This is a genomic window from Gorillibacterium terrae (genome assembly GCF_051594785.1).
Taxonomy (GTDB): domain Bacteria; phylum Bacillota; class Bacilli; order Paenibacillales; family NBRC-103111; genus Gorillibacterium.
Genome location: NZ_JBPPGI010000001.1, coordinates 849,876 through 866,705, shown reverse-complemented (window position 1 = coordinate 866,705; position 16,830 = coordinate 849,876). Strand labels below are relative to the sequence as shown.

The 16,830-nt window shown below is 60.8% G+C and carries 13 protein-coding genes and 1 pseudogene; 4 read left to right on the top strand and 10 right to left on the bottom strand.

The genetic code is table 11. The features are described 5' to 3' along the window. Positions 1-55: 55 nt before the first annotated feature. A complete protein-coding gene (locus ACSEXS_RS03600) occupies positions 56-577 on the top strand; it encodes a DinB family protein (protein ID WP_438431814.1) in 522 nt (173 codons plus the stop codon). Positions 578-727: 150 nt separating this feature from the next. Here the strand turns inward: ACSEXS_RS03600 and ACSEXS_RS03595 are convergent, their stop codons facing one another. The 3 genes and pseudogenes from ACSEXS_RS03595 to ACSEXS_RS03585 all read right to left on the bottom strand — a co-directional run bounded on the left by ACSEXS_RS03595 (position 728) and on the right by ACSEXS_RS03585 (position 6,407). Beyond that, positions 728-1,273, bottom strand: a complete 546-nt coding sequence (locus tag ACSEXS_RS03595) for a GtrA family protein (protein ID WP_438431813.1) — start codon at positions 1,271-1,273, stop codon at positions 728-730. A 374-nt stretch (positions 1,274-1,647) separates the two neighbouring features. Then, positions 1,648-2,577: pseudogene (locus ACSEXS_RS03590) on the bottom strand (glycosyltransferase family 2 protein); the annotation flags it as partial. A 32-nt stretch (positions 2,578-2,609) separates the two neighbouring features. After that, entirely contained in the window at positions 2,610-6,407 is a 3,798-nt protein-coding gene (locus ACSEXS_RS03585) for a phospholipid carrier-dependent glycosyltransferase (RefSeq protein WP_438431812.1), read from the bottom strand. Positions 6,408-6,583: 176 nt separating this feature from the next. On the opposite strand from ACSEXS_RS03585, the gene ACSEXS_RS03580 reads away from it, so the two are divergent. Together ACSEXS_RS03580 and ACSEXS_RS03575 are read left to right on the top strand one after the other, a co-directional pair. After that, the gene (locus ACSEXS_RS03580; protein ID WP_438431811.1) at positions 6,584-7,552 is read left to right on the top strand and encodes a M15 family metallopeptidase; all 969 of its coding nucleotides are present in this window, start codon (positions 6,584-6,586) and stop codon (positions 7,550-7,552) included. A 130-nt stretch (positions 7,553-7,682) separates the two neighbouring features. Continuing rightward, positions 7,683-8,330 carry a hypothetical protein gene (locus ACSEXS_RS03575; protein WP_438431810.1) on the top strand — a complete coding sequence of 216 codons (648 nt, stop codon included), beginning with the start codon at positions 7,683-7,685 and terminating at the stop codon, positions 8,328-8,330. A 129-nt stretch (positions 8,331-8,459) separates the two neighbouring features. Here ACSEXS_RS03575 and ACSEXS_RS03570 read toward each other — a convergent pair whose 3' ends face one another. The 4 genes from ACSEXS_RS03570 to ACSEXS_RS03555 all read right to left on the bottom strand — a co-directional run bounded on the left by ACSEXS_RS03570 (position 8,460) and on the right by ACSEXS_RS03555 (position 12,124). Then, entirely contained in the window at positions 8,460-9,086 is a 627-nt protein-coding gene (locus tag ACSEXS_RS03570) for an SGNH/GDSL hydrolase family protein (RefSeq protein ID WP_438431809.1), read from the bottom strand. A gap of 288 nt (positions 9,087-9,374) precedes the next feature. Then, the gene (locus ACSEXS_RS03565) at positions 9,375-10,130 is read right to left on the bottom strand and encodes an ABC transporter permease (protein ID WP_438431808.1); all 756 of its coding nucleotides are present in this window, start codon (positions 10,128-10,130) and stop codon (positions 9,375-9,377) included. Next, positions 10,127-10,855, bottom strand: a complete 729-nt coding sequence (locus ACSEXS_RS03560; RefSeq protein WP_438431807.1) for an ABC transporter ATP-binding protein — start codon at positions 10,853-10,855, stop codon at positions 10,127-10,129. Before ACSEXS_RS03560 ends, ACSEXS_RS03565 begins: the two co-directional genes overlap by 4 nt. A gap of 63 nt (positions 10,856-10,918) precedes the next feature. After that, positions 10,919-12,124 (bottom strand): MFS transporter, encoded by a 1,206-nt coding sequence (locus ACSEXS_RS03555; protein WP_438431806.1) that lies wholly within the window; start codon positions 12,122-12,124, stop codon positions 10,919-10,921. Positions 12,125-12,328: 204 nt separating this feature from the next. Here ACSEXS_RS03555 and ACSEXS_RS03550 point away from each other — a divergent pair, with 204 nt between their 5' ends. Beyond that, positions 12,329-12,910 (top strand): GNAT family N-acetyltransferase, encoded by a 582-nt coding sequence (locus ACSEXS_RS03550; RefSeq protein ID WP_438433074.1) that lies wholly within the window; start codon positions 12,329-12,331, stop codon positions 12,908-12,910. 337 nt (positions 12,911-13,247) lie between these two features. Here the strand turns inward: ACSEXS_RS03550 and ACSEXS_RS03545 are convergent, their stop codons facing one another. The 3 genes from ACSEXS_RS03545 to ACSEXS_RS03535 all read right to left on the bottom strand — a co-directional run bounded on the left by ACSEXS_RS03545 (position 13,248) and on the right by ACSEXS_RS03535 (position 16,826). Further along, entirely contained in the window at positions 13,248-14,315 is a 1,068-nt protein-coding gene (locus tag ACSEXS_RS03545) for a LacI family DNA-binding transcriptional regulator (RefSeq protein ID WP_438431805.1), read from the bottom strand. A 93-nt stretch (positions 14,316-14,408) separates the two neighbouring features. Next, positions 14,409-15,665: a glycoside hydrolase family 130 protein gene (locus ACSEXS_RS03540; RefSeq protein WP_438431804.1), complete on the bottom strand. Its 1,257-nt coding sequence runs from the start codon at positions 15,663-15,665 to the stop codon at positions 14,409-14,411. 117 nt (positions 15,666-15,782) lie between these two features. Further along, a complete protein-coding gene (locus ACSEXS_RS03535) occupies positions 15,783-16,826 on the bottom strand; it encodes an ABC transporter substrate-binding protein (RefSeq protein WP_438431803.1) in 1,044 nt (347 codons plus the stop codon). Positions 16,827-16,830: the final 4 nt, after the last annotated feature.

The window sequence follows — 16,830 nt, the reverse complement described above, 5'->3', positions numbered from 1 at the left end:
AGTTCGAACACCCGGATTGATCTATACTGAAAGAAACCATCCCGGAGGGATCGCGATGAATCAAGAACAATGGCTTGGTCAGCTAAGGCTTGTTCGCAGCATAACCCTGAGAGCGATGGATGGATTGACGGAAGAACTGGCGGACCTTCAGCCATTGGGTTTCTCCAACACGATACGCTGGCAATTCGGGCATATCCTTACCGTCCAGGAAACGGTTGTCACCCACTTTGCGGGAGATCCGCCTTTGCTCGATCCCGCGCTCTTCCGGCTGTTCGCCAACGGAACCCGGCCGGCCGATTGGAAGCAGCCTCCGCCCCCCTTGTCCGAGCTGTACCGGCTGCTGGAGGAGCAAGGGGAAGCGATTCGCCGCATCTATGTCCCGCGCTGGGGGGAACCGGCCGTTAAGCCGTTTCGGCGGCTGGGGCATCCCCTGCACACGATCGGCGAGCTCTTCGCGTTCAGCCTGCATCATGAGGGAATCCATGTCGGGCAAATTTCCTGTTTGCGCAAAGCGGCCGAGCTGGCTGCAGCCGGCCGTTCGGAGAGCGGCGAAGCGCTGGGCGCCGCTATCGAATAGAATCGCACGCCTGACCGTTGCGGCGAATGCTTAGGGTCCGGCTCACTCTCCTTAGCTGCATTGCAAGAGACACAAAAGACCGGCCGCGGCCGGTCTTTTTGCGGTTGAACAATGGCGTTCCCCCGGACACTTCCTATGGGATAACCCGTGTCAATCCGGCGAATGTCCGGAGCGGCCGACAAGGCCTTCCTTCAAGCCGGACGGCGATCCGCTGCGGAAGACCCACAGCTTGCTGCCGACGAAATTGAGCAGAGTGGTGACGACCGTGACCAGCGCCTTGGCGATCAGCGCGTTCACCCCGAGCCGCTCCTTAATCAGGCCGAGCAGCACGATCGACACGCCGAGGGTAATCAGGTTAACCGTCAGAAACCGAGCCGCCTGCGCCCAGTCGCGGCGCGCCCTTCCGCTTGAAGATCGCTTCCGCTCCGCGCCAACCGGCCTGTCGGAGGCATCGCCGCTATCGGAGATGCCGACCGCCGATCCCTGAGCCGCCGCTTTGAACGTCCAGCTCTTGTTCAGGATGTAGCTGTTCAGCGTCCCAGCCGCGTAGGAGAAGACCTGCGCCACCCGGAACGGTACGCCGAGCAGATAGAGCACGGTATAGACGGCAAAATCGACCAGGGTATTGGCTGCGCCGACCACGCTGAATTTCAGGAAGTCCTCGTATTTCCGAACAAGCCGGCGAACCGAATTCACTTGCCGTCACCCTCTTCGCCGGCATTCCCGGTGCTGCCGCCGAAGGAACGGCCCGATGCCCGTTCTCCCGGCGCAGGCCATTCCTCCTCGCGAGCCGCCGCTTCCAGCCCCGAGCCTGCGCCGTAGTTCAACAGCCGTTCCTGCGGCAGCTTCGCCGTCAGCGATTCCATCCTAAGCCGCCGCTCTTCTTCCGGGTCCAGCGGGGCGGGAGCCGGCGGGACGACGGGCGAAGCCCCTGCGGGCCCGCCTTCTTCCCCGAAGCGATAGGTCGCTTCCGCCTTGTCTTGCGACGCTTCATCATGGCCCGGCCGCGGCTGTACCCCGCCGCCGACACGGATGTCGACGCGGCCGGCGGCGGCATAATCCGCCGGATAGCCGCTTGCCTCCCGCACGATATAGAGCGGGCGATCCTTGGTTTCATCGTAGATGCGGCCGATGTATTCGCCGATGATGCCCATCAGCATCAGCATGATGCCGTTGAAGAACAGCAGAATCGCCACGGTCGAAGCCCAGCCGGTCTGCGTGCTGTCGGTGAACAGCTTCTGGACGATGACGATAATCAGATAGACGAAGCTCACGACCGACACGGCCATGCCGAGGTAGGTTGCCAGCTTCAGCGGCTTGTACGAGAACGACGTGATGCCGTCGGCCGCGAATTTGATCATTTTCTTCAGCGGGTATTTCGTCTCGCCGGCAAACCGCTCCTCGCGCACGTACTCGACGGCCGTCTGCTTGAATCCGGCCCAGCTCACGAGGCCGCGGACATAGCGGTTCTTCTCCTTCAGGCTGCGCAGCACGTCGCATACCCGCCGGTCGATCAGCCGGAAATCGCCGGTATCGACGGGGATGTCCACCGTCGTCATGCTCCTCAGCAGCCGGTAGAACATCTTCGCCGTGAGCTTCTTGAAAGCCGTCTCGCCCTTGCGCTTCAGCCGACGGCCATATACGACATCATAGCCTTCCTTCCACTTGGCGATCATCTGCAGAATCACGGCGGGCGGGTCCTGCAGGTCGGCGTCGATGACGACGATCGCATCCCCCATGGCGTAGTCCATGCCGGCGCTGATCGCGACCTGATGGCCGAAGTTGCGGCTGAAATCGATCAGCCGCACCGTGCGGTCGCGGCTTGCGATCTCCCGGACGATCTCCGCCGTCCGGTCGCGGCTTCCGTCGTTGACGAACACCAGCTCGAACGCCTCCGGCTGCTGCAGCATGACCTCGCGGAGCCTGCGGTAGGTCTCGGCGATGACTTCTTCTTCGTTGTACATGGGAATGACGATGGAGATACGGACACGTTCGGACATGGAAATCCCCTTTCTTTACTAGCAGCCTTGCCTTACCCGATGTAGAAATACCAGGTGCCGAACCAGCGCAGGAAATGGTCCACGTACCACTTGGACACGGTCATCCCCGAGAGGACCGGATAAAACAGGACGAACAGCAGCACGGCTACCCCTGCATATCCCCAGACCCCCCACTTCCATTCCGGCCGCTTGTCCAGCAGCCATTTGGCGATATAGACGATGGAGAAGATGAGGAAGGGCACCATGGCAAAATAGTGATAGATGAACGTCAGCCGGGTAACGAGCACCCAAGGCAGGAATTGCGAGAAGAACGCCACCGCCACCACGAACATCCCGCGGTTCTTGTCGCGGTTCTTCAGGAAGAACAGCGTGACGATGAAGGCGACGAGGCCGATCCACCACACCGCCGGGTTGCCGAACGACCAGATGCTCGACACCTGATCGGCGCCTACGGCCGGCTTGCCGCTGTAATACCAGATCGGGCGAACCATCAGCGGCCACTCGTACCAGGGAGAGCCGAAGCCGTGGGTGGCTTTCAGCTTGCTGTGGTAATCGTACATGTTAATCTGGTACTGCACCAGCTGGTGGAACGATTTCCCTTCGCCCTTCACGCTCATGATCGGCAGGAACGAGAGCGAATAGATGACGGAGGGAATAACGACGAAGAACAGGGTACACCAGGCGACCGTCTTGGCCGTAAACTTTCCGAACACCTTGCGGATGTGCAGCAGGTGATCGCGCACCTCCGGCTTCTGGGCCGTCTCCGGCAGCTTAAGCAGCTTCCCGGCCGTCCTCCACTCCCGGTAGCGCTCAAACAGCGACAGGAAGAACAGGAGCGCCAGTCCCGCTCCGCCGTAGATGACAATCCATTTGCTCGCTGCGCCGATGCCGAAGAACAGGCCGGACAGGAACAGCGGGACCAGCGTCTTCTTCAGCGGCGCTTTGTAGAAGCTCATCGAGTAGTACCGGTACATGAAATAATACATCAACATGATGAAAAACACACCATACGAGTCGATCGTGGCAATGCGCGTCTGGGCGAAGTGCATGAAATCCGCCGCCATGAGCAGCGCCGCGAGCAGGGCATATTCCGACCGGCCGAAGAGCCGTTTGGCGAATACGTAGGTCAGCGGAATCATCAGCACGCCGATCAGTGTTCCCATCACCCGCCAGCCGAACGGATTCATGCCGAACAGCCAGATGCCGGCGGCGATGATCAGCTTGCCGAGCGGCGGATGGGTATTCTCATAAGGCTTCATCATTTCCAGATGCTCGTAAGCGGTACGGGCGTGATAGATTTCGTCAAAATACGTTTCGTTCATGAAGGTCGGCTGGTACACCGCATCCTTCTGCTCGTCGAACAGGAAAGCGGCGTTCCCGCGCTTGGCCGGATGCCCGGCATCCTCCTCGACGGAAGCGACCTTCAGGGGCGTATGGTTGTCCTTCTGGTAGAAGGCCATTTCGTTCAGCGAGAAGCCCGCTTCGTCCACCGATACCTTCACGTAACGGGCCTTGACATCCAGGTCCTGGACGTTCCACCAGAACACCTTGGTGTACGTGTTCTCGACGATGACGGCATCGCCGAATTGACCCGGCTCACGGGCGAATTCCAGCTTGAACTTGCCCGTCCCGATCTCGCCGAAGGTATTCACCCGATCGATCTGGCGAACCTCTCCCAGATCGACGACCGCCGATCCCCCGTAGGCGGGCTCCCAGGTGGTCACCGGAGAGTGCATCGAGCCCAGATTGATAAAGGCCACGACCGCGTAAGCCAGCGTAAGCACGCTCATCCAGAGCCAGTCGCGGCGGCTGAACCGCTCCATGCGGGCGCCGCTGTCCGGCGTATGCAAGAGCGCTGTGTCGGTAAGCCCCGGCGGCAGAGCGCTGTACTGCGGATAAGGCTCAACCGGCTCCTTGCGCCCGGTCACGTAGAGATCGTATCCGATGCGGATCATCCAGATGAGCAGCAGCACCGAGGTGAACGAGACGGCAAGCAGGATTCCGTCGTGCTTGGCGATATGCGGCTGGTTGATCGCGGCGTTCTTGAGGACATAATGCACGTTGAAATATTGGACGATGCTGAGCCCCGCAAACAGGTGCAGGAGCCTCCGGTCCTTGGAAAACAAGAAAGCGAACATCGCCAGAGCCAGCGCCGGGAACAGGTAGCGCTCGTGCATCTTGGCGGACAGCATGAACACCATAAAGATCAGGAAGAGCGCCGAATAGAACAGCTTGTCCCCTCCCTCCTTCTTCCGGCGGAAGAAGAAGTACGCCGCGACCAGGACCGTGAGCACGATGGACAGATTGCCGAGCGTCTGGTACGACAAGGGCGAGCCCAGGCTGGAGGCGACCATGTTTGCGCCGAACAGCGCGTACACGTTAAAAGCGTTCAGCGTGGCGTACGCGTATTGGCCGAGCGTCGACTTGTAGAGGTCGATGATCCACATCGGTCCGGTCTGGTGAAAGGAGAACGGCGCGATCAGCACCAGGAACACGCCGAGGCCGATGGCGAGGCAGGCCGCGAAGCGGGACCATTTCTTCTGCCGGTAAGCTTCGAACAGGAAGACCGGCGTGAAAATCAACGCTTGGGGCTTAATGAGAATGGCGAGCGCGAACACGGCCGCCGAGCCCTCCCATTTGCCCGCCGCAAGCAGCAGCAGGGTGACGAGCAGGACGAAGGTGAACACGGAATCGATCTGGCCCCAGCCGGCCGAATTGACGAGCACCGCCGGGTTGAACAGGAACAGGAGCGACAGCCCGAAGCCCGCCGAGGCGCTCATCCGCTTGCTACCCTCACGGAAGAGCAGATAGGCGACGGCCGCATCGGCGAGGAGCGCGGGCAGCTTGATCAGCAGAAGCGCAGACTTCGAGGCCCAGTCGATATGGAAGACGTTCTGCAGGGTGCCGAGCAGCCAGAGCACGTAGATGTAACCCGGCGGGTAGTCCGCGAACTGCCCGTCGTAGAAGCGGGAGAGCCCGCCGCTCGCCGCCTTGGCGGCCCAGGCCTTAAAGGTATTCACGTCGACTACATAGCCCGGCGACTTGAGAGCCAGGTAGAACCGGAGCCCGAGACCGATGACGGCGGCCGCCCCGAACAGAGCGGCGAAATGCCGTTTTTCCCGGAGCCCTCCCGCCGGCTGCGGCCGGATCCAGCGCTGATAGACGAAGAAATAGAGCAGCACGAACAAGGCAGACAAGGCTGCGATGCCCATGGCCGACACGGCGTCGGGAATATCCGAGCCTGCGGGAGCCAGCGGCAGGACGGTCGCACCGGCCGGAGCCTCGTTTACCCTGGTCAGGCTGACGTCGTCAAAGTAAGCCTTGCCTTTGCTCAGACTCCCGTACCCGCCGAGCCGGACGGCAACCTGAAGCTCCTTTTGGCTTTTGCCGGTTTTGCCGTACATTTCGACAAGCTGCCAATCGCCGTTCGTCGCCTTGAGGTCAATGGACGTATCTCCAATGCCCAACACCGAGATGTTGGCCCCTTTGGTCTCGGCATCGGCGTAATCCACCCGCACGTAAGCCGACAGCTTGTACAGGGTGTCGGCGTCGACCGACACCTTCTGGACGTATTTGGCGTCGTTGGGCTGCAGATTCTCAATGAGGGCCGCATGCGTGCCGCTATGTACGATCTCCTGCTGGATGGTCAGCCGGGAGTTGTCTTCACCGGCAAGCCAGGAATCGACTGACCAGGAGGTGGGTTGTCCGGCCCCCTCGCTTTCGAATCCGCCGTTTTGGAGCAGACCGCCGTCGGCGTGAGCCGAACCGCCGGAAAAAGCCGCTGCCAGGAGTCCCCCGGCCATGAGCAATCCGAGCGCTTTCTTGAACAAGAAAACTTCCCCTTCCGTTCGATTGTTCTCCGTCCATTATGCCAAATTGCGAGGGGAAAAGGTAGGCCCCCGCAAAAAAGGCGATGATGCAACCCTTCGGGGTTACGATTCGTCTTATAGGGAGGAACCCGAGCGTTCCGCCGCTCCCAAGACCCGCAAAACCGGAGGTACAACGAATGAAACCCAAATTGACTTGGCAGATCCCGCTCATGGCGTCCGCCCTGCTGCTCGCATCGGGCTGCTCGGACGCCAAACCGCTGGCGGGCTCCGCTTCTTCCATTCAACCATCCCAATCCGCTTCCCTTTCGGAATCGCCGTCGGCGAAGCCGGCAAGCGCCAAGCCGTCGGCGTCGACCGGCGCATCCGCCTCGCCAGAACCGACGGCAAGCGGCAAGCCAACGGCACAGCCGACCGCGAAGCCTACTGCCAAACCGACGGCCAAGCCCAGCGCCAAACCCACTGCGAAGCCGACGGCCAAGCCCACCGCTAAGCCGCCGGAGAAACCTACTGCTAAGCCATCGGCTTCCGCCAAGCCCGACGCCGTCACCACCATCGCCAAGCCGTCGGAGCTGGCCGTCTGGGTCAACAAGTCGCGCAAGCTTCCCGCCGATTATGTTCCCTCGGATCTGACGGAGCCGAAGGTTCGCTTCTCCTTCAGCGAGAAGCTGGAGAAGCGCAAGATGCGCAAGACGGCCGCCGCCGCCCTGGAGGAGCTATTCGCCGCTGCCGACAAGGACGGAGTCAAACTCTATGCCGTATCCGGCTACCGTTCCTACAAGACTCAAACCTCGCTGTTCAACGCTTACGTCAAGCGCGACGGAGAAGCCGCCGCTTCCCGCTACAGCGCGCGGCCGGGGATGAGCGAGCACCAGACGGGACTCGCGATGGACGTCTCCTGCAAGGAGGTCAACTACCTGCTGGAAGAGTCGTTCGGCGAGACGGCCGAAGGCAAATGGCTCGCCAAGCATGCGCCGGACTACGGTTTCATCATCCGTTATCCCAAGGGAACCGAGAAGATCACCGGCTATCAGTACGAGCCCTGGCATATCCGCTACCTGGGCAAAGAGCTCGCCCGGAAGGTGGCCGGTCAAGGCGTAACGCTGGATGAATATTTCGGCCAGTCCGTGCCGGTCAACGCTCCGTAAGCCTCACCGTTTCCTTGCCGCCTACGGCGCGCAAGCGGCCTCAGGCCGGCTTCCTCCCGGGAAGCCGTTTTTTTTGCTTTCCAATCACCCATACTAGGACCAAAAGCTTCAATGGAAAGGAAGATTCGACTTGTCCAAATTCTTCGCCGGCCTGCTGTTGACCGCTGCGCTGCTGCTTGCTTGTCCCGCTTCCCTAGCCCTGGCGGGACCACCGGCTCGAATCGCAACGCCGATCTCCGCCGCAGCGGCATCCGCTCCCTCGCCAACCGCCGCCGCAGCGGCATCCGCTCCCTCGCCAACCGCCGCCGCATCGCCGACCCACGCACCCGCCCAACCGACCGCTGCCGTGCCGCCAAGCACCGCCACGCCGTCTGGTAAGCCCACCGCTTCAGTCCCGCCCTCCGCCGTACCCGACGCGGAGCTGTTTGACGTGAAGCGGGAGCAGGTGATCCGGCTCATTCCCGCGGATAGCCGCCTCCGCCAAGAGGCGGACCGCTGGCTGAGCGCCGCTTCCGGCAAAGCCGGAGAATTGGCGTTCGAGCCGCACAAGGGAATCGGCCTGCGCATTGCGCTCGTCCCTCCGGCTGTGGTCGACCGCGATTGGTACCGCGGTCCTGTCCGGGAGCTGTTTCTCTTCGCCGAGGATGCAAAGGGGCCGCATAGGCTGCTGTTTTTCGACGACGACTCGCGCATGCATCTGATCGTGCTGCCCTATGACTTAACCGCCTTCCTGCGGGATTACCGCATTGCGGTGGCAGGCTCGGAGCAAGCCGAATAACCCCCTTTCCATCCTAATTTTCCATTGTTTGTCATATCCTTTCTTCACTGTACACCAAAAAACCTGCCGCCGTGACGAAAAAGCTCACAAGCGGCAGGCTTTTTTTGCTGCATCTTCAGGAGAATCGGATCAAGCTTCCATCGCTTCCAGCCAAGCCTTGGCGATAATGGCGTGTCCCGCTGCGGTGGGATGCACGCCGTCCGCTGCCCAATATTCCGGTTCGGCCTTGGAGCAGGCGGCGGCAAACAATCCGTCCAGAGCAACGTAAGGCGTATGGAACTCGCGCGCCAGCTCGCGGACGGCTTGGATCTTCGGGTCGAGGTCCTCCCGCCAGGCTTTGCGGTCTTCCGGGTACGGCAGAACGAACGGTTCCACCAGGAGGATGCCCGCATCCGTTCCCTCCAGAGTGCGCTGAATCAGCTTGCGGTAGCCTTCGTAAAACGCCTCCGTGCCGGTCGGCTCGTTGTTGTCGTACCGCCGCCAGGTATCGTTGATTCCGATATAGATGGAGACCCAGTCCGGCTTCAGGTCGAGGCAATCCCGCTGCCAACGCTCCTGCAGATCGACGACCCGATTGCCGCCGATCCCCCGGTTGAGGAAGCGGACCTTCTTTTCCGGATAGCGTCTGCCGAATTCCGCTGCGACCAGGAGGGCGTACCCATGTCCCAAGCTTTCCGATTCCTCGCGGTTGCGGCCCCAATCCGTGATGCTGTCGCCTTGGAACAGAACCAGCGAGTTTTCCTTGATGCGCGTCATATCCCAATCTCTCCTTCATTTCTTAAGCCCGAAGACGAACTTCCCAAGCCCGTCCCGGTACGATTTTTCTCTCCTACCTTACTCCAAAACCGCCCGAACGACAACCCGGCAGCCCGGAAAAACGAGCGTTATCGAAGAGAGCTGCAAGCCGAGCGGAGGGGACGGAAGCGTTCTGGAAAAGCGCCTGGGGGTTGCTGCGGCAATCGGTCTCCCGCGGAGCACGAAAAGCCGCCTGCGAACATCCATTTCGCAAAGCGGCACGGCCCCATTATTGAAGAAAGCTTGCCTTCATTTGGGTGTTCCCAGCAGCCGGCCGTCGTCGCTGAACCACATCCCGTAGCTGATCAGCGCAAGCAAGATCGAGGTCAGCGCAGCCGAAGCGCTGAAGGAGAACATGATCAGAATCTGATAGCGCACCGCCTGCAACGGGCTGGCTCCGGCGATGATCATCCCGGTCATCATTCCCGGCAATTGAACGATACCGACCGTCTTCATCCCGTCGATCGAAGGAATCATGCTGGCCTTGACCGCGCGCTTGAGCGGGTCCTGAACGGCTTGCCGCACGGTGGCTCCCAGAGACAGCAATACCTCGATCTCTCCACGGGAGGCTTCTACCTCGCGCATCATCTGGTTGAGATACAGCGCACAGACCACCATGGCATTGCCGATGATCATGCCGCTGATGGGGATGATCTGTTGCGGCTCCGGCTTCACCATTCCGAGCAGCAGCAGCAATCCCATGGTCGCCGTCTCCGTCGCGGCGATGGCCGCCATGATCCGCCAGAACGCACCGGGCAGCCCTTTGCCCCGCTTGCGGGCGTTCTCCGCCGCGACCGTTATCATCACGGCCAAGATCAGCAGGATGATGAGCGGTTGGCGGGAGCGGAAGACATACTCCAGGATATAGCCGACGGCGAACAATTGGACGGCGGCCCGGACGGTGCCGATGGCGATTTCCTTCTCCAATCCAAGCTTCTGCCGCAAGGAAAGCAGCATGGTGATCAAGATAAACACCAGCGTCAAGCTGAGCGTCCAATAGCTCATCGCCATTCCTCCCCGCTGTTCGGAGCGCTATACCCGCGCTGAGCGAAGAAGCTCGCGGTCGGCAGGTCCTCCTTCAGGGCATGCTCGGCCAGGTGCCAGATGCGGTCGCTGTTCGTTCCGGCCTGCTCCAGATCGTGGGTAATCCATACGAGCGCCGTCCCCCGTTCGCGGGACCAAGCGCCGAGCGTCGCTTCGACCCGCTTCTTGCTGTCTCCGTCGAGCGACGAGGTTACTTCATCCAACAGCAGGAGCTCGGGCTCCAGCAGCAAGGAGCGAATGACCGCGAGCCGCTGTTTTTGTCCCCCCGATAAGGTGGACGCTTCCTTGCTTAAGGCGACATCCGGCAGGCCGAGCTCCTCCATCAGCCGGGCAGCCAAGCCGGCATCGAACGGTGTCCGGTGAAGCCGGCTTGCCGTGCGCAGGTTATCCTCCACCGACCCCGGCAGCATGATGGGCTGCTGAGCCACGTAGACGATCCGCTTCCGCCATTCCGTCGGCGGCCAATCCGCCGCAACTCGGCCATGGAAGCGCAGCGTTCCCTCATCCGGCGCCTCCAATCGGCCGAGAATGCGCAAGAACGTGCTCTTCCCCTGTCCGGACACGCCGATCAGCGCGATGGCCGTCCGCTCCTCGATTGCGGCGGTAACGCCCGTAAATAAGGTAACCCGCTCATTCTCCGCGGCAAAGCTCTTCGATAGATTATCGATCGCAAGCAATGGCTCCATGCCGTCGCCCTCCGGTCCGTTAAAAAAATTCCGTTTCATTATACCACTCGGCTGCGGATTTGATTATCCCGCGTTCCCTTGCCCTTTCCAGTCCGGCTTCCTGCCGGCCGAAGACTTAACCAACAGCAAGGCGAAGCCGAACGCGCCGACGAGCGCCATCACAGCTCCCAGCCGGTACAGCACGGAAGCGCCCGCCGCGTCGTACAGCCAGCCGCCGGCAAAGCCGGCGATGATCCCCGACAGGCCGCCCCAAGTCAGGGTGAATACCGCCTGCCCCGAAGCGCGGTACTCCGCCGGTACCCAGAGCGAAGTGAGCGTCGTCCCCAGGTACGAATAGACGCCGAAGCTGACGCAATGCAGCATTTGGGTGAGCAGAATATGGATCGGATGGGTCGCGAGCGACATGAACAGCCAGCGCAAGGCGAACACCACGCTCACCAAGCTGAGCCCCGCAAGCAGGTAGCGGCTGTTGCGCTTTACCAGACGGTCGAGCAGCAAGAAGACGGGAATCTCGAAGAACGCGGACAGGAACGATCCCCAGCCGACCATGGCGTTCGATCCGCCTAGCTCGCGGATGTAGAGGGAGACGAAGGTCGAATTGACCGAATTGGGCACGGAGAGGAACACGCCGAGCAGCACGAAGAGCACAAACGGCCGGTTGCGAAAAATCTGCCCGTAGCCCTTTGCCGAGAACGCGCTTCCCACCTTGGCCTCGCCTCCGCGCGGAAGCCCTACGGCCGCGGCAAGCGCGATCACGATGAGACAAGAGTAAGCGGCCGTCGCCCATCCGCTGCCGATCCGGGCAAACAACGGCCCGGCGCCGAGCGCGACGACGGCGTACCCAAGCGAGCCGAAGAGCCGGAAGCCGCCGAACTTGCGGTCCGTGTCTTCGATGGCGTTCAGAATCAGGCTGGTGCCCTGCGAGGTGAGCGGGCTTTGAAAGAAGAAGAAGACCAGCATCACCGCCGTAAGCGGCCAGAAGGAACGGGCGGCGGATACGCCTTGAACCAGCAACAGGCTGCCGGTAAGCAGGATCACCAGCGTCATCCGAATGTTCTGCCGGCGGTCGCTCACGTAGCCCCAGAAGGGATTGGCGAACACCGACAAAACCGGTCCGCCGGCCATGATCATGCCGATCTGCAGCTTGGAGAGGCCGATCTCGCTGAAATACAGGGGGAAATAGACCTGCAGGACCGCCATGGAGCCATAGGTAAAAAAGGTAAACAGCTTGATGAAGGCAAATGTGCGGGTAGGAGAAGATGCGTTCAAACCGGTGCCTCTTTTCGCGACAGGATAACGGCTTATCCGGATAGACGCCGAAGCGCGCGGATAAGCCTGCTTTCCATTGTATAGGGAGAGAGGATTCGGCTCAATTGATTTTTTTCCGGAGGCCGCCCCTTGTCCGCCTTCGCTTCTCGTGGTACAGTAACGAGAAATTTAGCTCCTGCCCGTCAGGAGACCGAGGTGGAAAGCATGAGCTCCCTGTCCAACCCCCTGCTGCTGGATTTTCCCGAGAGCTTCGAGAGCGAACGGCTGCGAATCGGCGCTCCGCGCTACGGAGAAGGCGCCGCCATGAACGCGGCGATCCGGGAAAGCCTGAATGAATTGAAGCCCTGGATGCCGTGGGCGGCGGAGGCGCCGACCGTCGAAGCGTCGGAGCTGAACGTGCGCGAAGCCCGGCTCAAGTTCTTGCGCCGCGAGGACCTGCGGCTGCAGCTGTTCCGCAAGGACAACGGCGAGTTCGTCGGCGGCAGCGGCCTTCATCGCATCCATTGGGAAGCGAGGAAATTCGAGATCGGCTACTGGGTCCGGACCTCCCTGGCCCGTCAGGGGTACATCTCGGAGGCGGTTCGGGCGATCGAGCAGTTTGCCATTCGCGAGCTCGGCGCGAACCGGCTCGAAATCTACTGCGACAGCCGCAATATCGCAAGCGCGGCGGTAGCGCGAAGCTGCGGGTTTACCATGGAGGGCGTAATGCGCTCCGAGGCGCTCGACACGAGCGGTCAGCTTCGCGACACGCTGATCTTCGCCAAGGTGCGCGGAATCGAATACTGACCGGCTTCCTCTCCGGAGGAAGTTTTTTTGTTTCATTAAACTTTATTCAACTTCATTGGCGTGAAGGAGTTCTCTCTCATAGGCGGGATGGAAAGCACTCGGACCGGCTGCCCCACCCCCCCACTCTGAGCCCAGCGATAGCCGCTCGGGCGCTCTTTCGTTGCACAAAAAGCGCCGCTCCCGCAAAAGCGGAACCGGCGCGGCTTGCTCGTATTCGGTTAAGGCATTCCTTTCGGAGCGCCGCTCATCGTCTTACCTTTACCATAGTGCTGCCTTACTGTGCCGTCTTGCGGCTTTACACAACCTTCTTCTGTCCTTGCTTTACCGCCTTTCGGCCTTACTGCGCCTCCGGCCGATTGCCGTCTCCCTGCTTGCGCACGGATTCCCGCTCGATCAGCTCGGTTCGAAGCAGCACCTGTTCACATGGCCTATCCGGGTTGCGAGTCAGCTCCAGCACCGATTCCACGGCGCGGGCGCCGATGCCCTCCTTGGGCACGCTCACGGTCGTCAGCTTGGGGATCATGAACTGCGCGAGACTCAGGTCATCGAACCCGATGATCGAGAAATCCTCCGGGCATTTCAGCTTCCACTCGAACAGCAGGCGCATCGTCTCGATCGCCAGGGTATCGTTGGCGCAGAAGAAAGCCGTCACGGCCTCCGCAGAGATCGCGGCCCGCAGCTGCTCCTCGAACTCGGCGCCGTGGACATAATTGCCTCGGCCGCTGACGCCGAGCCCGCGAACCCGAAGGCTCGCCGCTTGGTCCTCGGCCGCGCTCTGGTTGAAGTCGCGCAGCGCTTCTTCGAAGCCGCGGTGCCGCTCGCGGAAGCTCCAGGCCGCCTCCCGGTCGCCGACAAAGGCGAGCTTGCGGTGCCCCGCTTCCAGCAGATAGGCCGTCGCCTCGTAAGCGCCGAGGAAATTGTTCGCCAGGACATGGTGATGCCGGGCCAACGGATCGTTGGAATCGACCAGCACGTAAGGCAGGCCGAGGTCATCCAGCGTTTTCCTATACGCCGCGGGAATATGCCCCAAGAGCAGTGCTCCGTCCGCCTTGTCGGCGAGACCCGCGGGCATTCCCTCCTCCGGCTCTAGCGACGGGTCGATGTTCGCGAGCAGCATGCTGAATTCCTGGGCGGCCAGTGCCTTGCTCACGCCGCCGATCAGCTTGCTCCAGTATTCCATGTCGCTGAGGTAAGCCTCCGGCATCAGTACGGCGATATTGCCGGTCCTGCGCTGCACGGAGGATTTTCTCAGCTTGTCGAACCGGTACCCCATCTCCTGGGCGGTTCGCCGGATTTCTTCGCGCGTGCCGTCGTTGACGGCCGGGTCGCCTCCGAGCGCCTTCGACACGAGCGCCTTGGACACCCCGACCCGGTCGGCGATCATCTGCAACGTAACCTTTTTCAACAAAACGTTCCCCTCGCCCACATGCTCCTGATTTTCTCTATCATACTGGCAGAATGGGCTTTTATCAATTTTCCTTCGAACCTTCGAGCCCGGTTAACGAACCAGGTCTTCTTCCGGCGCCGAAATTTGCCGCCCTTCAGCATCATACTGCCGGATCAACGCAACAAGGTCGGCGAAATCGGCCCAAGCGATACCCACCTTCTGGTCCGCCGCTCCGTAGGCCATGATCAGTTCGCCGTCCTGCACGACTCCGCCCGTTGTAAACAGGCAGGGCGTCGGGTAATCGGAAGGCATCTCCCAGTTCCGCTCGGCATACATCAGCCGTTCCGGGCAGCGGTGCACCACCTCGGGAAAATCGTTGGCCCGTTCGCGCACGATCAGGAAAGACTGGGTATAGCCGAAATAGATGTCTTTCTTGCCGTGGTAAGGGACGAGCCACTCGCCGTCGCCCAGACGGACGGGCGGCCAGCTCGCGCCGACGCGGTTCTCTTCCCAATCGAACAGGCTGGTCGCGAGCAGCCGGTGAGTCGCCTTGGGGGAAGCGAAGTCCTCGATCGAGTCGGCAGCCGCCAGATAAATGGACGGCTTCTTCGCTTGGTCGCCGCCCGGGAAGGGCAGCACGTTCATCGGCCGGTGCAGCATGACATACTGCGGGCGGCCGTCGATCACCATCTTCTCCGAGAAGAGGAACACGTCGCGGTTGTCGCTGACATGGCCTTCCGTGAGCGGACAGACGTAGCGGAACGCGGCGTCGTAATCGCCCGCCTTCAGCCGGTCCAGGTCGAGCTTGTACAGCACCGTCACCGTATCGTTGGAGCGGGCCGTCCGGACGAACGGGTCCTCCGTCTCCCCCTCGAAAATCCACGAGGGCACATACTCGAAGCGCGTCTCTACGGGCGGGTCTTGATCGGCCAGCCAGTACGGTCCCGGCGGGAACGGGCGGCAGGCCACCGTCAGGTACCATTCGCCTTCCACGGAGAAAATGCGCGGGTCCTCGATGCAGCCGTTGGAATAATTGCGCACGCGGCGCCCGTGAATGTCCTCGATGTACAGCTCGTCTTCCTCATAGCCGAGCGCCGGCGCGAGCGCCGGACGGGAAAAGTCGGCATCCCAGGTGACGCCCCGGTCCTCGCTCTTCGCATAGCCGAGGAAAATCGGATACGGGTCGTGGCAGCCCTCTCTCCGCTTCTGCGGCCATGGGCCGGTTGCCCGGAACAGCATGTGCAGCGTGGTCGACGAAGGATCGGGGTCCGCGACGATTGCGGGATTGAGCACCATTTTATCGGCCCAGGCGCAGCCGGGCTGCGGTTCAATGACAGGGTGGTCAAGATAGCGGAATAGCGTTTTCATAACAGCCTCCTGTTGTCGTTCTATCTTGACCTTATCATACCCTATTTGTGATTTCAACTAATTTTAATTGTTAATTAAACTTTTAAGATTTACTTGCCGATCCGCAACGACGTTAGCTCAATACTGCCGGCTGTCTACCTCCTTGTCGGCGAGTGCATCGGTGAAGATGCTTTCCGGCATCACTAATTTTTTGGGAAGAGTTCGGCCTTCCAGAGTTTCCTTTACCGCTTGCATCAGAATCGAGCCGAACATCGGGTTGCATTCCACAACGGCATTGATCTTGCCTTGGACCATCCTTTGAAATGCCCGTTTGGTCCCATCTACCGAAAGGATGACGATATCCTTCCCCGGCTGCAGCCCATATTGTTCAATCGCCGTTATCGCACCAAGTGCCATATCATCGTTATGCGCGTAGAGCACGTCGATATCGGGTCCATACTTTTCCAACATCCGCTGCATCACCGTTTGTCCCTGCTCGACCGTAAAATCAGCCGGCGCCGAGGAGATGATGGTCAGATCCCTACGCTTCTGAATGATAGCGCGAAATCCTTTCCCGCGCTCAATCGAAGGCGTGGAGCCTGCCGTACCCTGCAGCTCCACAATACGGACCGGCCCCGGCCGATCCCGGACCTTGTCCAGCAGGTACTTCCCGGCCTTTCGCCCTTCTTCATTAAAATCCGAACCGATTAGGGTGACATACAGAGACGGGTCCCGGATCTGGACCGAACGGTCGGACAGAATGACCGGAATTCCCGCCTCCTTAGCCTCCTGCAGGATAGCTTCCCAACCGGATTCGATGACGGGGGAAATCGCAATGACATCGACTTTCCTGGCGATAAATTCCCGAATCGCTTCAAATTGCTTCTCCTGCGACTGTTCGGCATTCTTAAACAGCAGCGTGATCCCCATGTTGGCGGCCGCTTCCTGTATGGAACGGGTATTCGCCTTGCGCCAGTCGCTTTCGGAACCCAGCTGCGAAAAGCCGACGACGATGGGACGCATCTTAAACTTGCTCGTCTGGGGTGCACTATCCGGCACATGCCCATTGGCCGCAATAGTGGTCTGCACCGTATGCTTACCGTCCGTCGACGCCCGGAACCACACCAGCAGCATGCCGATCAGCAACAGCATGCCAATGCCCTTCATTCGATTGTATCTCATGGGG

Coding starts and splice junctions, on each gene's coding strand:
- ACSEXS_RS03600 (WP_438431814.1), top strand. CDS start 56: ATGAATCAAGAACAATGGCTTGGTCAGCTAAGGCTTGTTCGCAGCATA.
- ACSEXS_RS03580 (WP_438431811.1), top strand. CDS start 6,584: ATGAAACCCAAATTGACTTGGCAGATCCCGCTCATGGCGTCCGCCCTG.
- ACSEXS_RS03570 (WP_438431809.1), bottom strand. CDS start 9,086: ATGACGCGCATCAAGGAAAACTCGCTGGTTCTGTTCCAAGGCGACAGC.
- ACSEXS_RS03565 (WP_438431808.1), bottom strand. CDS start 10,130: ATGAGCTATTGGACGCTCAGCTTGACGCTGGTGTTTATCTTGATCACC.
- ACSEXS_RS03560 (WP_438431807.1), bottom strand. CDS start 10,855: ATGGAGCCATTGCTTGCGATCGATAATCTATCGAAGAGCTTTGCCGCG.
- ACSEXS_RS03550 (WP_438433074.1), top strand. CDS start 12,329: ATGAGCTCCCTGTCCAACCCCCTGCTGCTGGATTTTCCCGAGAGCTTC.
- ACSEXS_RS03540 (WP_438431804.1), bottom strand. CDS start 15,665: ATGAAAACGCTATTCCGCTATCTTGACCACCCTGTCATTGAACCGCAG.
- ACSEXS_RS03535 (WP_438431803.1), bottom strand. CDS start 16,826: ATGAGATACAATCGAATGAAGGGCATTGGCATGCTGTTGCTGATCGGC.